At 68.0% G+C, this 15,308-nt stretch carries 5 protein-coding genes; 2 read left to right on the forward strand and 3 right to left on the reverse strand.

Going from position 1 to position 15,308, the window contains the following annotated elements:
* Positions 1-74: 74 nt before the first annotated feature.
* Positions 75-4,841, forward strand: a complete 4,767-nt coding sequence (locus Pla175_RS23120) for an Ig-like domain-containing protein (RefSeq protein ID WP_197527094.1) — start codon at positions 75-77, stop codon at positions 4,839-4,841.
* Positions 4,842-4,998: 157 nt separating this feature from the next.
* The gene (locus Pla175_RS23125) at positions 4,999-11,913 is read left to right on the forward strand and encodes a hypothetical protein (RefSeq protein WP_145291224.1); all 6,915 of its coding nucleotides are present in this window, start codon (positions 4,999-5,001) and stop codon (positions 11,911-11,913) included.
* A gap of 10 nt (positions 11,914-11,923) precedes the next feature.
* Here the strand turns inward: Pla175_RS23125 and Pla175_RS23130 are convergent, their stop codons facing one another.
* The 3 genes from Pla175_RS23130 to Pla175_RS23140 all read right to left on the reverse strand — a co-directional run bounded on the left by Pla175_RS23130 (position 11,924) and on the right by Pla175_RS23140 (position 15,259).
* Positions 11,924-12,973, reverse strand: coding sequence for a Gfo/Idh/MocA family protein (locus Pla175_RS23130; RefSeq protein ID WP_145291226.1), 1,050 nt, complete (start codon positions 12,971-12,973; stop codon positions 11,924-11,926).
* The gene (locus Pla175_RS23135) at positions 12,970-14,292 is read right to left on the reverse strand and encodes an MFS transporter (RefSeq protein WP_145291228.1); all 1,323 of its coding nucleotides are present in this window, start codon (positions 14,290-14,292) and stop codon (positions 12,970-12,972) included. Before Pla175_RS23135 ends, Pla175_RS23130 begins: the two co-directional genes overlap by 4 nt.
* 127 nt (positions 14,293-14,419) lie before the next feature.
* On the reverse strand, positions 14,420-15,259 hold the full coding sequence (locus Pla175_RS23140) for a sugar phosphate isomerase/epimerase family protein (protein ID WP_145291230.1): 840 nt from the start codon (positions 15,257-15,259) through the stop codon (positions 14,420-14,422).
* Between the last annotated feature and the right edge of the window lie 49 nt (positions 15,260-15,308).

Consider the following 15,308-nt stretch of genomic DNA (forward strand, 5'->3'; position numbering starts at 1 on the left):
GACTGCCGTTTCTCCGTGAGGCGCCTCCGATGTCTGCAAAATCTCGCCGTGGCTGGTTTGGCCGTTCTCGTTCGTTGGACCAAAAACTAGAAGCGGGACGCAGCCGAAGGCTGCGGCACGAGCCGCTGGAAGACCGGCGGATGCTGGCGATCTTGATCGGCGGCGGGCTGGCCGGCGGGGGCGACGACCTTGAGAGCCTAAACGGCGTGGCGCCCCCAAGTGGCCAAACCATCGGCTCGGACGAGTTTGTGACGATCACCAACTTCCGCGTCAACGACGCGGACCCGATCGATACGTTCAGGTACACAGCGCCCGCCACCGGCAAGCTGATCTTCGGGGCGAACACGGGGTCCGCTTTAGCGAACCTCGCCGTGGCGGCCCTCGACAGCGCCGGGAACTCGCTGACGGGTGGCCTGCTGGCGCCCGGGAACACCGTCACCTTTCCCGTCGTTGCCGGTCGCCAGTATTTCTTTCAGGCGATGGACATTCTGCCGGCCAACGGGGAGGGTTCGCAGTACGGACTGACGATCCAAACAGTCGCCGCCCCCGTCCCGGCCAGCGTGACGCTGTCGCCCGCTTCGGACACCGGCGCCTCGAACAGCGACGGCGTCACCTCGCTCACAACGCCGACATTCTTCATTCAAGACGACTTGGCGACGTTCCTGGCGAACTCGGGATCCAACGCCAACGTCGGGCCAATCGACCCGGCCGTCGGCGCCGCCGGCTACGACGTGCAGTTGGTCGCCACCAACTTGGCTACGGGCGTCCAGGCATTGGTCAACGCCGCCCGCGTGCCGGGAAGCGCCGTATGGACCGCGACGACGCCGGCGCTGACGCCGGGGACGTACCTGGTGGCCGCGCAAACGCTGGTAACAGACACGTTCGTTGCTGCCCCCGGTCGTATTACGGCCACTGGACAGCTCTCAACGCCGATCTTCGTAACGATCCTCCCCGTCCCCAACGCCGGCGTCGGCACGATCGACCTGCTGGCCAGCAGCGACACCGGCGTCTTCAACAACGACAACGTCACCTCGACCCCCACGCCGGCCTTCACCGGCGTCGGGCCGGCAAACGATCGGGTGCGGGTCTTTGCCCAGGCCACCAATGCTGCCGGAGCGGCCGTTGGGGCGCCGCTGCTGGTCGCAACCGGCGTCGTGGGGAGCGACAACACAGACGGGACCCCAGGCGACGGTCAGGGGCAGTGGCAGCTCACCACTATCCCCATCGCCAACGGGCTCTGGCTGTTCACCGCCGATTTCGAGGACGCCGCGGGGACGCTCAGCGCGATGACCCCCGTGCCGGGGCTCGGGGTCGAGATCGACACAGTGGCGCCCGGCCTGCCGCTGCTAGACCTAACCGTCGCGTCCGACACTGGCCGCAGCAACACAGACAACATCACCAATGTCACCACGCCCGTCGTGACGCTCACGACGTTCGACCCGCCGATCCCGGCCACCAGCCGGCTGTTTACGGACAACCTGCGCTACCTGGTGTACGACCGCGTCGGGACCGCGGCCGAGGTGCTGCTGTACGACTCTTCGCTCGACCCCGCCGTTGAGCCGACCACGGCGCCCGGCGATATCTTCACGTCGCTCAACTTTGTCACCACCACGCTGCCGGTGCTCGCCGCTGGGGACCACAACCTTAGGCTCGAAGTGGTAGACCGCGCGGGCAACATCAGCCAGTCGTTCCTGCTGCCGACGACCATCGACACCGCGGCGCCGCCGATCAGCTTCGGTCTGGTCAACACGCCCGCACTGCCGACCACGCTCACCGACGGCCTGTTCGACGGCAGCGACACCGGCGTGCCGACCAACGGCGCCAGCTACTCCGACCGCATCACCAGCGACACGACCCCCACCCTCTGGGGTCAGGCCGAGGCGAACGCGATCGTCTCGGTGTGGCTCGACGCGAACGGCGACGGCATCATCCAGACCACGGGCGCCACGCGCGACATCTTCCTCGGTCAAACCACCGCGTTGCCGCTGGACGGCAATCTGGCCAACCCGGTCGGCTATTGGCAGGTCTCCTCGGCGATCGACCTGAACGACCTGACGACGATCAACTCCACCGGCGGCGCGTTCGTCCGCGACGGCGCACGGCCGCTGCTTGTCACCGCGCAAGACGTCGCCGGCAACCCAGTCCCGGCCGGCGCGACGGGCGCCATCGGGGTGCCGGCGTTCGTTGCGGGGACAACCATCGACGCGCTGACGATCTTCCTCGACACGCAGGGGCCGCAGATCACGGCCGTATCGGCCAACATGCTGCCGGCCCTGCAGGGCGGATACGACCTCTTCGACCCAAAGCCGTCGGTCAACGGCCCGACGCCGCTCGTGAATAGCATCACGATCGACTTCGCCGACCTGCCTCCGCGGGTCGACAACGCCGGCACGGCCAACGACTTCCTCTCCCCGGCGCTGGACGCCGCGATCGCCGCAACCATTGGCAACTATACGGTTGTGGGCGACCACGTAGGGCCGGTGGTCATCACAGCGGCCGCCGTAAACCAGGCCATCAAGGTCTCCGGAACGGTCACCGCACCGGCCGGGAACACCACCACGTTCACGGCCGCAGGCTTCGTGGGCGCCGCGGCTGCAAACCGCCCGGCGGTGGGCGATTTCATTGTGTTCAACAACGGCGCCAACACGATCGCGACCCGCCTTATCTCCAACTACAACGTCGCCACAGGCGCCATCACGGTCGATAACCCATACGGCGCGGCCCCGGCGATCGGCGACGGCTTCTCGATCATCACCGCGGCGAGCATGCTCCACGCCGCCTCGATCCGCATCTTCAACCCGCCGGGGCCCCTGTCGGCCGTTCGGACCGCCGCCGGCGCCAACACGACCACCTCTTTTGGCGTCTTCGCGTCCCAGCCTGGGGGCGGTAGCATCCAAGTCCCACAAGTCGGCGACTACGTCCGCTTCAACACCGGAGCGAACGCCGGCCAGATCCGACGTGTGACGAACAACCCGGGTTTCGATGCAACCATGACGGTCGCCACGGCGTTCCCCTTCGTTCCGAACATCGGCGACTCCTTCACGGTCATCGCCGGCAACCTTGCGGCGAACATCAACACGGCCAGCGTAACGCTGACGTTCGCCTCGGCGCTGCCGGACGACCGCTTTACGATCACGGTGAGCGACAACCTCACCGACTCCGGGGGCAATAAGCTAGACGGCGAGTCGAATGCGGCGCAGCCGACCGACAACCCGGTCCTCCCCTCCGGCGACGGCGTACCCGGCGGGGCGTTCGTGGGCCGGTTCACCATCGATAGCCGCCCAGAGATCGGCAGCTACGTCTCGCAGAACATCGCCATCGACATCAACGGCAACGGCGTGTGGGACCCCGCCGCGCCGCTCGGCGGAGACGCCTCGAACGTCGACCTGTCGTTCACGATGGACGCCTACATCAGCGCGACGACGCCGCTGCCCGGCAATCAGAGTCCCCACGAGCTGCTGGTCGCCGGCAAGTTCACGCCGCTGGCCGGCGTGACGCCCGGCACCGGGCTGTTCGACCAGCTCGCCACTTACGGTCAGTACAACGGGCAGTGGCTGTGGTTGATCGACCTCGACAGCGACGGAGCGGTCTACGACGACTACAACCCCGTCACGCTGACGAGCACGGCCGCCAACGTCGATCCGGACGGCGCCGACGACCTGATCGTCAATCAAGGACTCTTCCCTGGATTCTCCGCCACGGCCCGCGCGGGGGCCCTGCCGGTAGCGGGGAACTTCGACGGCAACCTCGCCAACGGCGACGAGATCGGCCTGTACTATCAGGGCGCGTGGTTCGTGGACACCACGCACAACTACGTGCTCGACACGGTCTTTAGCACCGGGCTCTTGGGGGCGCCGATCGTCGGCGACTTCGACGGCGACGGGCTCGACGACCTCGCCGTGTTCAACAGCAACGTCTTCTCGTTTAACTTCCGCAACGACGGCTTCGCCGACGCCACCGACGCCACGCTCATCTGGGGCCTGCCCGGAGTGCTCGACCAGCCGGTCGCCGCGGACATGAACGGCGACGGCGTCGATGACATCGGTCTGTGGGTCCCGCGCAACTCGGCCGCCACGGCGCCGCGCGTGACCGAGTGGTACTTCTTGGTGTCGACCACGGGCGCCCCCGGCGCCGGCAGCCTCGCGGCGCTCAACCACCCGTTCTCGCCGCCGCCGTTCGGGACCGACCTCTACTACGAGTTCGGCGACGACAGGGCGCTGCCGATCGTCGGCAACTTCGACCCGCCGATCGCCGCGGGCGCCGTGCAGCAGCAGTTCGCCGAGATGCCGGGCGACTACGACGGCAGCGGCTTGGTCGATGAAGCGGACCGGCTGATGTGGCGCCAGTACTTCGGCACCACCAACCCGCAAGCCGATGGCAACGGCGACGGCGTTGTCGACCTGTCCGACTACACCGTGTGGCGCGACCACTTGGGGATGTCGGCCCCGCTGCTGGCGGGCCCCGCCTCGGCGGTTTCCGCGGCGTTTGAGGTCCCAGGCATGGTCGCGGACCTCGCGGCCGGCCCGGGCGTTGCGGGATCGGGCGTTGCGGCGCCAAGCCTGGCAGAAGCCAGCACGCCGACGCCCCTGTTCTGGGTGACCCCGACAGGCAGGACGACGGGCGGGACGACGGGCGGGACCGCGGTGATCGACGAGGCCATCGCCGGCGCCTTCAGCGACTCCGACGACGCCCTGCTGTTGGCCCTCGCCACGGCCCAGCCAGAGCGGCTGGACAGCGGTTACTCGGCTGTCCACACGGCTTACGACGGGTACGGCGACTCCGACGACGAGTCGGAGGAAGCCCTGGCGCTGGCCGGGGGCGCCGTCGGCGCCTGGGAGTAAGTTGCGGGACCGCTGCAATTTCGGCTATTTTGGCTGATTTATTGCTAGGCGCGCGGCGCCCTGCTTATAGTCGGTCTTCGGCGCGCCCCCGGCGTCGCCCGTTCGACCTGCCTGCGCCCACGGATGGGTTCTGCCCCCCTGTCTGTAAGACGTAGCCATGGCTTCTCGTACCCCGCGTAGAGGTTTGTTCAGCCGCTCAGGCGCCGTCGACCGCGTGCTGGGCGCGGGCCGCGGCCGGCGGCTGCGAGCAGAGCAGCTCGAGGACCGCCGAATGCTGGCGACCTTCACGGTCACCACCAACGCCGACGCCGGCGTGGGCTCGTTGCGCGAAGCCATCACCCTGGCCAACGCGGACGCCACGCCAGACGACATCCAGTTCGCGATCGTCGGGGGCGACCTCACCATCACCCCGGCGTCGACGCTCCCGGCTATCACCGAAACGCTTGCCATCAACGGCGCGACGCAACCGGGCGTGCGGATCGACGGCGCCACGGTCCTCGGCAGCGGCCTCCAGATCAGCGGCGCGGGCGCCAACGGCAGCATCGTGCGCGGGCTGTCGATCACCCGTTTCAGCGACGGCGTAACGATCGTTGACTCCGACAGCAACACGATCGCCGGCAACTTCATCGGGACCGACGCTGCAAGCACGCCGGGCCTGGGCAACGCGATCGCCGTGAACATCTCCGGCGACAGCGACAACAACACGATCGGCGGCGCGACCCTATCGGATCGAAACATCCTGTCGGGCAACTCGCTGCACGGCGTCATGGTGATGGGCGCCGCCGCGTCTGGCAATAGGATCGTCGGCAACCTGATCGGCACGAACGCGGCCGGCGACGCGGCGCTGCCGAACAGCGGCAACGGCGTGATGATCGACGGCTCGCCGTCGAACACCGTCGGCGGCGCGGCCGCGGGCGAGCGGAACGTGATCTCGGGCAACACGCAAACCGGCGTCGGCATCGAGAACGAGGCCGCCGACGGCAACACGGTTTTCGGCAACCTGATCGGCCTGAACGCGGCGGGCACGGCCGCGCTGGCAAACGGCTTCGACGGCGTGCTGGTCAACAGCGGCGCAGACGACAACCAGATCGGGGGCGCCGCCGCGGGCCAGGGGAACGTGATCTCCGGCAACGGAATGAACGGCGTTGAGATGAACGACGCCGCCTCAACCGGCAACACGGTGCGCGGCAACCGCATCGGGGTCGCCGCCACGACCGACGCCCCCCTGCCCAACACAGGCGCAGGCGTCTTGGTCACAGACGCGGTTGGCAATCCGATCGGCGGCGCCGCGGCGGGCGAGGCGAACGTGATCGCCTTCAACACCGGCGGCGGCGTCGACGTGGCGGGCGCGGCCACGGGCGCCAGCATCCGCGGCAACTCCTTCTTCGGCAACGTCGGCCTGGCGATCGACCTGGGCGACGACGGCGTCACCGCGAACGACGCCGCCGACCCCGACACGGGCCCCAACAACCTGCAGAACACGCCGGCGTTCTTCGGCGCCGCTACGATCGACGCCGGGATGGTTACGCTGAGCTACGCGGTCGACTCCGTGGCGCCCAACGCCGCGTTCCCGCTCGCCGTGGAGGTGTTTTTAGCCGACGCGGACCAACAGGAAGGGCAGTCGCTGGTCACCAGCGACGTGTACGCCGCGCCGGGCAGTAAGACCATAACCTTCCCGGCGCCCGCCGGCCTTGTCGCGGGATCGTGGCTCGTCGCGACGGCGACCGACGCCGGGGGCAACACCTCAGAGTTCTCGTCGCCGGTGGAAGTCATGGCTGTCGGCGCCGGGGCCGGCGACGTGTTCATTAGCCCCACCACCGGGCTGCTCACGGTCATGGACCGCTCGGGCCTGTCCGGGGGGAGCGCTGCCCAGGGCAACAACAGCGTCACGCTGACCATCGCGACCCGCGACGTCGGGGCCGGCCCCCAGAGCGGGCTGCTGTTTACCGATCCGGCCGGGCTGAACGCGGTGGGTCCAGGGGTCTTCCAGCTCAGCGCGTCGCAGGTCTTTGTGACAGACGCTTCGATCACCCCGTCGATCCGTATCGAGCTGCAAGGCGGCGACGACACCCTCACGGTCGATGTCAACGGCACGGCGTTGATACCGACCCCGATCTTCTTCGACGGCGGCGACGGGTCGGACACGCTCCTTGTTATGGGCGCGTCGACCCAAACAGTCGAAACGGCGGCCTACACCCCGGGCCTCCAACCGGACGAGGGGCGGCTGGCCTACGACACGGACGACGTCGGAACGGCGCCGAACATGGTGATCGACTTCGACAACCTCGAGCCGGTGATCGACCTGGTGGTCGCGGATGTGCTTACCGTCAACGGCACCAACGCGAACAACGCCATCACCTACCGCCGCGGCTCGGCCGACGACCGCGGGCTGGTGGGGATCGATGGGTTCGAGACGATCGAGTTCGCGAGCAAGACGCAGCTCGTGCTGAACGGCTTGGCGGGTGACGACACGATCGTCGCCAACAACGCCAACATCCCGGCCGGGATGACGCTCCTTGGGGTCCTCGGGGGCGACGGCAACGACACGATCCGCTTCGAGAGCCTGCCAGACGCTTCGGCGACGACCTTCATTGGCGTAGACGGCGCCGATGGCGAGGGCGGGAACGACATCCTCGACGGCAGCGGCATCACGGTGGCCACCCCCCTCGCCCTGCTGGGTGGGGCCGGCAACGACACGCTCACCGGGGGCGCCGGCGACGACGTGCTGTTGGGCGGAGCGGGCGACGACACGCTGGTCGACAGCCCCGGCGCCGACACCTACGACGGCGGCGCCGGCGAGGACACGCTGGCGATCCGCGGCACGACCGCCGCCAATGTGGTCGATGTCACCCAGCTAGTCGCCAGCGCGGCAGCCGGGAGCCCCTATCAGTTGAGCGTTCAGAACGGGCCTCTGGCGGCGCCCCCCGCTGCGACGACCAAGAACATCGTCTCGATCAACCCCGCCCAGTCCCCCGCTAACGCGGCGAACTTCCCCACGATCGAGCGCATCCTCGTCGAGACATTCGCGGGCGACGACATCATCCGCGTCGCGCACGCCGACGAGTACGACGACGGGAACGCCCTCAACGGCGTCGCCGCCCAGACCATCGCGTACGAAGTCGACGCCGGCCCCCCCAACGCCAGCGACCGGCTGCTGGTTCAGGACTTGGGCCCCGGCAATCTGGTGATCCAACGCATCGGCGCCGACCAGCGGAGCGGCTCGGTCACGGTTGGCGCCATGGCGCCCGTCACCTACTCGAACGCCGAGTTCGTCGATATCACCCCGCTTGATCCGCTCACCGGCGCCACGGGCGCCGGCGGCATGGGCCGCTTGGTTGTTTTCAAGAACGATCCCTTCGAAGCAAACAACACGTTCGCCAACGCCCCGTTCCTGGGGGCCGGGCCGACGATCAATGTCGATCCGACAATCGACCCGGGCGGACTTGTGGCGCCGTTCCCTGTACCCGGCGACGCCGACTTCTTTCAGTTCGTGGCCCAGGAGACCGGCACACTCGATTTCCAGCTCTACTTTCGTCCGATCACCGACGCCGACGTAGGCGTGGCTGGCGACGGCCGGACCGGCCTGCCCGGCGACGGCGAACTCACCGCCACGTTCTTCGACAACGACGCCAACCCGGTCGCGGGCATCGGCGGCTCCGGCGCGCAGAACATCACCGACGCGTCGGGCGCCAAGATCGGCGAACGGATCACCATCCCCGTCGTCCGCAACCAGACCTACTATGTCCGCATCCAGGGGGACACCGCCGATGCGATCAACGTCTACAACTTCACCGCCATCACCACCGCGGCCCCCATCCCCGAGCTGGTTGACCTACAGACCGGCAGCGATAGCGGCCGCAACAACGCCGACGACATCACCAACGACACGACGCCCACGTTCACTATCATCCTGGACGACGACCGCATCGACGAGTTCGCCAATCTCGACCTCGCGCCAGACTCTAGCGACGACAACGCCCAGACGGTCGGCTTCGACTACGGGGTCGAGGTGTTCAACAACGCGGTATCGATCGGTTTCGCGTTCTACACCGGAACGGGCAACACCTGGGAGTTCACCGCCGCGGCAGGCGACCTTGTCGAAGGAGAGGGCAACCACATCTCCGCCGCGGTGTGGATCCGCGACCAAGCCACCCCCGCGACCATCGGCCGCTACGCCATGTCGCCGTCGCTGCGGGTGACGCTCGACACGATGGCGCCCGGGGTTATCTTTGGCGACGCCCTGGGCGACTTCGATGGCCTGGACGACGCCAGCGACTCCGGCGTCAACGCGTCGCCGGCGACCTTCTCCGACCGCATTACCCGCGTCACCACGCCCACATTCACCGGGACCGGCGCGCAAGGATCAGACGTGGGTCTGATTTGGGACGTCGATTCTGACGGCTTCTTTACCGCAGGAACCGACCTGTTGGTCGGGACCGCAAGCATCCCCACGGCCGACTCCAACACCGGCTCCACCCTTTTGTGGCGTATCGCCACGTCCGTCAATCTGAACGACCCCGCGTTCACCGCCATGCGTGACGGCGTTCGGCAGCTCTTGGTGATCGCGGCCGATGCGGCCGGGAACATGAATCTGCCCAGCGACGGCTTCTCGGACGCCGGACAGGTGCTGCAGATCTTCATCGACACCCAGGGCCCGCAGGTCGACGGCATCGGGGTAAACGGCCTGCCGATTAGCGGCGACGGCTCGTTCGACCTGTTCGACCCCAAGCCGACTCAAACCGGCCCCACTCCGCTGGCGACCAGCCTCTCGATCTTCTTCACCGACCCACCGACCCGGGTCGATCAGGCCGGCACGGTGAACGACTTCATCTACCCGGCGCTCGACCCGGTCGAAGCGGCGAAGGTAAGCAACTACCTGCTGGTTGGCGACGCTACGGGTCCCGTGGCGATCAGCTCGGTCACGGTCGACCAGGCGGTCAAGCTCTCGGAGACCGTCACCGCGGTGGCGGACAACACCAACTTCACCGCCGCGGGGCTTGTGGGCGCCGCGGTCGTGCCGGCGGTCGGCGACTTCATCACCTTTAACAACGGCCCCAACGCGGGGGTCATCCAGCGCGTCGCGGCCTTCAATCCGGCGACGGGCGACATCCAGCTCGACCAGGACAGCACCATCGCGCCCGCCGTGGGCGACGGCTTCTCGGTGATCACTGCCGCGAGCCTGGCGCACGCCGGCGTGGCGGTGCCGAACCTGCCGGGCGAGGCCCTGGTGACCTCGGCGGCAAGCGCCTCGGTGTTCACGGCCGCGGGGATGATCCCCGCGGGGGGCAACCAGCCCGCCATCGGCGACTACCTGCGGTTCAGCAACGGCCCCAACCAGGGGCAGGTCCGCCGCGTCACGGCCTTCAACGCCGCGACAGGCGAGATCACCGTTGACTCGGCGTTCTCCAGCGCTCCGGGCGTCGGCGACGCCTTCTCGCTCCTGTTCAGCGCCAACCTGAACACGGCGACCGTGACGCTGAACTTCGCCGCGCCGCTGCCGGACGACCGCTTTACGCTGACGGTGAGCCCCACGGTGAGCGACCCCGCCGGCAACCCGGTTGAAGACCTCTTCGGCGGCCTGTTCGCCGGGGCCAACTTCGTCATGGACAGCCTGCCGGAGATCGGCGCCTTCGTCGCCCAGAACATCGCCATCGACATCAACGGAAACGGCCTGTGGGACGTGCAGCAACAGCAGTTCCCGGGCGGGGGGACCAACGTCGACCTCTCGTTCACGCTGCCGGTCACCGGCGCCGGCGGCGCCATCGGGCTGGGGGGCTACAACGTTCACGACCTAGCCTTCGCCGGCAAGTTTGGCCTGCCAAGCAACGCGGTCCCCAACGCCTCGTTGGGCTTCGATGGCCTGGCCGCGTTCGGCTACTCGGCGGAGCTGAACGCCTACCGCTGGCTCGTGGACCGCGACTTCGACGGCGTCGTGAACCCCACGGGCGCCGATTTGCTGACCGTCCAGCCGCTGATCGCGGGCTTCAACGTCGCGGGCGCCATCCCCATCGCCGGCAACTTCGACGGCAACGCCGCCAACGGCGACGAGATCGGCCTGTACTACGCCGGCCGATGGGCGCTCGACCGCAACCACGACTTCATCATCCAGCAGGCCGAGGTCAGCGCGCAGGGCAACCTCTACGGGGTGCCGATCGTCGGCGACTTCGACGGCAACGGCATCGACGACTTCGCGTCGTTCAACGACAACCGCTTCAACTTCGACCTCACGCAAGACTTTGTAGCGGACGACAGCCTGGTCTGGGGCTTCCCCGGCGTGCTCGACCGGCCGGTCGCCGCCGACATGGACGGCGACGGCGTCGACGACATCGGCCTGTGGGTCCCGCGCGACTCGGCCGCCACGCCGCGCAACACGTCCGAGTGGTACTTCCTGGTCTCCGGCAACCCCAACGCGGCGACCCGGCTGGCGGCCGCGGGGACCGCGAACCTGGTCGACCACCCGTTCCGGACCAAGCCGTTTGGCGCCGACCTGTACTTCGAGTTCGGCGACGACCGCGCGCTGCCCATCGTCGGAAACTTCGACCCGCCCGTGGCCACGGCCACGCAGCCGCAGGTCTTCGAGCCGATGCCGGGCGACTTCGACGGCAGCGGGCTGGTAGACGAAGGCGACCTCGCCCTGTGGCGTCAGCACTTCGGCACCGCCAACCCCCAGGCGGACGCAAACGGCGACGGCCGGGTCGACTTGGCGGACTACACCGTGTGGCGTGACCACCTCGGGATGCAGGCCCCGGCGATCGCGCCCGCCATGGCGGCGACGGGCGAGGCGCCCGTCGGCCCCCTCGAACCGGCCGCCGAGAGCAACGTAGCAGCAGCTCCAGAGCCAGGTTTCGCGCTGGTCGAGCCGCTGTCTATAACGGCCCGGCCATTCGAGAGCACTCCCGAGGCAGCGTCGGCCGAACAGGCCGGCGACGATTCGCCCGACCTGCTGCTAGCGATCGACGCCGCCCAGCAACGGCGCGAGCCCTCTCCGCTGGACGAGGCGTTTGGCGAGTACGACCAGGCGGAAGAAGCCGCGCAGCTCATCGTCGGGGTCGCGTTCTCGCTCGTCGATTAAGTACCTCGGGTCAGACGCGGACCGTCTTCCCCTTGGCCAGGCTCTCCGCCTGACGCTGGCACAGCGCGATCGCGTCGCGTGCGGCGGCGCAGTCCAGCGCCGCGGCGCCGTCAAGCCGCTTGCCGCTCACCGCCCCCACCACGTCGCGCAGCTCCGCGGCGAAGGCGTCCATCGGGTCGCCGGCGCCCAGGTCGACCGTCTTGGCCCCGCCCTTGGCGTCCAGCAACGTCGGCGGGCAGAGGTAGCGCGACTCGTCACCCAGCGTGGCGAACTCGAACGCCAGCGTCGCGCGTTCCAGCCGGATCTCAAACCCGTGCAAGAAGGGCCGGCCCGGCTGGTCGATCACGCCGCTCTCGGCGTGCACCGTGACGCCGGGATCGGCGAACTCCATCAGCGAGTGCCAGTGCTCGGCCAGGCCGTTGCGTGTGCTGCCGCGGGTGGTGACGCGGGTCGGCATCCCCAGCAGGCAGCGGACGAAGTGGGCGTCGTGCACGTGCAGGTCGAGCATCGGTCCGCCCACCACGGCGGCGTCCCAGTAGCCCCGCATCCAGTGGGGGTCGGAGATCACGCGTTTGAAGCTCGCCCCCAGCACCCGCCCGTACTTGCCGCCGCGGGCCGTCTTGAGCGCCCAGGCGTACTCCGGAAAGTAGGGCAGCACGTGCCCCACCAGCAGCCGGCGACCGGCCGCGTCGGCCGCCTTAACCATCCGGTCGCAGTCCCCCAGCGCGAGCGCCAACGGCTTCTCGCTGAAGACGTGCTTGCCCGCCCGCAGGGCGCGGATGGCGACATCCGCGTGCATCGCCGGCGGCAGCGTGACGTCTACCAGGTCGACCTCGGGATCGGCCAGGAGGTCGTCGATCGACTCGTGCACCCGCAGGTGCGACAGGTCCATCTGCCGGCCCGGGGGGCCGAAGTTTCCCTTGATGCTCCGCCAGTCGCCCGCGCGTTTCTCGGGGCAGTTGTCGGTCAGCGCCACTACCTTGGCGCCGCGCAGCTTCTGGTAGGTCTCGTAGTGGACCATCCCCATGAAGCCGAGGCCTGCGATTCCGATGCGGATCATTGGGCTGCCTCCACTCGGCTAGCGGCCTCGGCCGCGTCCAACCGGTCCGTCCGGGGCGTCGCTCCGGCCTTGTCCCAGAAGAACAGGAAAAACACCACCATCACCGCGGCCGCGAAAAGACAGGGGTAGAGCCAGATCGTGTACCAATCCGCAACCCCATCTTCGGTGTTCATCAGCACGTGGGCAAAGAACACCTTGGCGCCGATCCCCAGCCCCAAGCCCTGAGTGACGAACACAAGAAAGCTTTGCGCCTGATTCCGCACGTCGGAAGGCGCGCGTTGGTCTGCGTAGATCATCCCGGTCACGAAGAAGAAGTCGTAGCAGATGCCGTGCAGCAAGACTCCCAGGAACACCATCCAAAGGATGTGGTCGTCGGCGCCCAGCGCGAACAGGGCGTAACGCAGCACCCAGGCCCCCATGCCCGCCAGCAGCATCCACTTCACCCCGAGCCGTGCGAAGAACAGCGGCATCAGCACCATGAACACCACCTCAGACATCTGCCCGAAGCTCATGGTGGTGGTGGCGCTGCCGTTGATCTTCAGGCCAACCGCGTCGACAAAGTTGCGGGCCTGCTGGTAGTAGCCCGCCAGCGGTATGCAGATGAGGAACGAGCAGATGATAAACACAGCGTAGGAAGGGTTCTTCATCATCCCGAGCGAATCGGAACCCAGGATCTGGCCGATGGTGGTCGGCTTGCCTTTGGCCGGCGGCGGCGTGTGGGGGAGGGTAAAGCTGAACAACCCCAACAGCAACGCCGCGCCCCCGGCCAGGTAGAACTGGGCAGGGGAAGCGTCCGCGCCTGGCAGCAAACCAACGGCCAGGTTGCCGGCGATCCAGCCGATCGTCCCCAGCACACGGATGGCGGGGAACTGCTTCTCTGGGTTCTCTAGGTTCTGGAATGACAACGAAGCGGTCAGCCCCAGCGTGGGCATGTAGCAGAGCATGTGGGCCAGCAGCAGCAGCGTGAACGGCTGCCGGTACGCCGCGGCGTCGTGCAGCATCACCTTGTAGAAGATGCTGGAGTCGGCCGGCGCCTCGCCCAAGACAAACGGCGCCGCTGCCATCGGCGCCGCCAGCAGCAGACCCCCGCCCACCAGATGCAGCGCCCCCAACACGCGTTGGCTGGCGAAGAACCGGTCGGCCACCATGCCCAAGAAGAACGGCGCGATGATCGCCGCGATCGGACCGACCGTGTACGCGGCGCCCGTCACCCCGTCCATCCCCGCGGCGCCGATGAATCCGGTCATCGATACGTACCAGGCCCCCCAGATAAAGAACTGGAGGAACATCATGATCGACAGCCGGACCTGAACGTTCATACGCACGCCTGGTTTGAAGTACCGAAACGGTAGGGCGGGATGCAGGCCTCGCAGTCTAATCACCGCCGCGACGCGTTGACACCCTCGCGATAGCATCCGAGGGCGAGCCGGACGCGAGCGGCCCGGACTAGACGCTGGCCTTGAGCCGATTCAGCAATTCAAGCGCCCGGCCGATCTCCGCCTTCTGACGCTCCGGGTCTTGCGGGATCTCCCGCTCGATCGTCAGCGGCCCATCGTAGCCGATCTCCGCCAGCGTGCTGAGGAACTTCTCGAAGTCGACCGCCCCCTCGCCCAGCGCCGTCTCGGCGCCCCAGGTCTGGCCCGGCTGGTCGCTCCACGTGGCGTCCTTGCAGTGCACGCTGCGCACCCGGGCGCCCAGCTTCCGCAGCGCATCGATGGGCTCGCCGCAGCCGTAGAGGATCATGTTGGCGGGGTCGAAGTTGACGAACAAGTTCGGGCGGCCGACCGCGTCGAGGAACGCGATCAGCACGTCGGCCGGCTCTTGGCCGGTTTCTAGGTGGATCGCCACCCCTTGGCCCGCCGCGTAGTCGCAAACCTCCCCGGTTACGGCCACGACCTCGGCAAAGCCGTGCGAAGCGGCGTCGTGCGGCACAAAGCCCAGGTGGAGCCCGGTAGCTTCAACGCCCAACAGCGCCGTGAAGTCGATGATCTGCTTGAGCTGCGCGATCCGCTCCGCGCGGTAGGCGTGCGGCACAAGGCCGACGGTCTCGACGACCGTCGGGATGTCGGCGTAGCTCTCGCCGTCGAACCCGGCGAAGACCACCGACACCCGCATCCCCAGCTCATCGAGCCGCTTGCGGAACGCGGCCGCGGCCTCGGCGGTCCGCCCCTCGGCGTGCGGGGCGTGCAGGTGCAGCGTCGGCACGCCGAGCTGTTGGGCCACGTCGAGCCGCACCCCCAGCCCCGCGTCAATGCTGGCAAAAACTCCGAGGGGCCACTCAGCCATCTCCGTACTCTTGATTCGAGTTGCACTGAAACGACTCAAGAATGGGACG

Origin of the sequence: Pirellulimonas nuda (assembly GCF_007750855.1) — a bacterium.
Taxonomy (GTDB): domain Bacteria; phylum Planctomycetota; class Planctomycetia; order Pirellulales; family Lacipirellulaceae; genus Pirellulimonas; species Pirellulimonas nuda.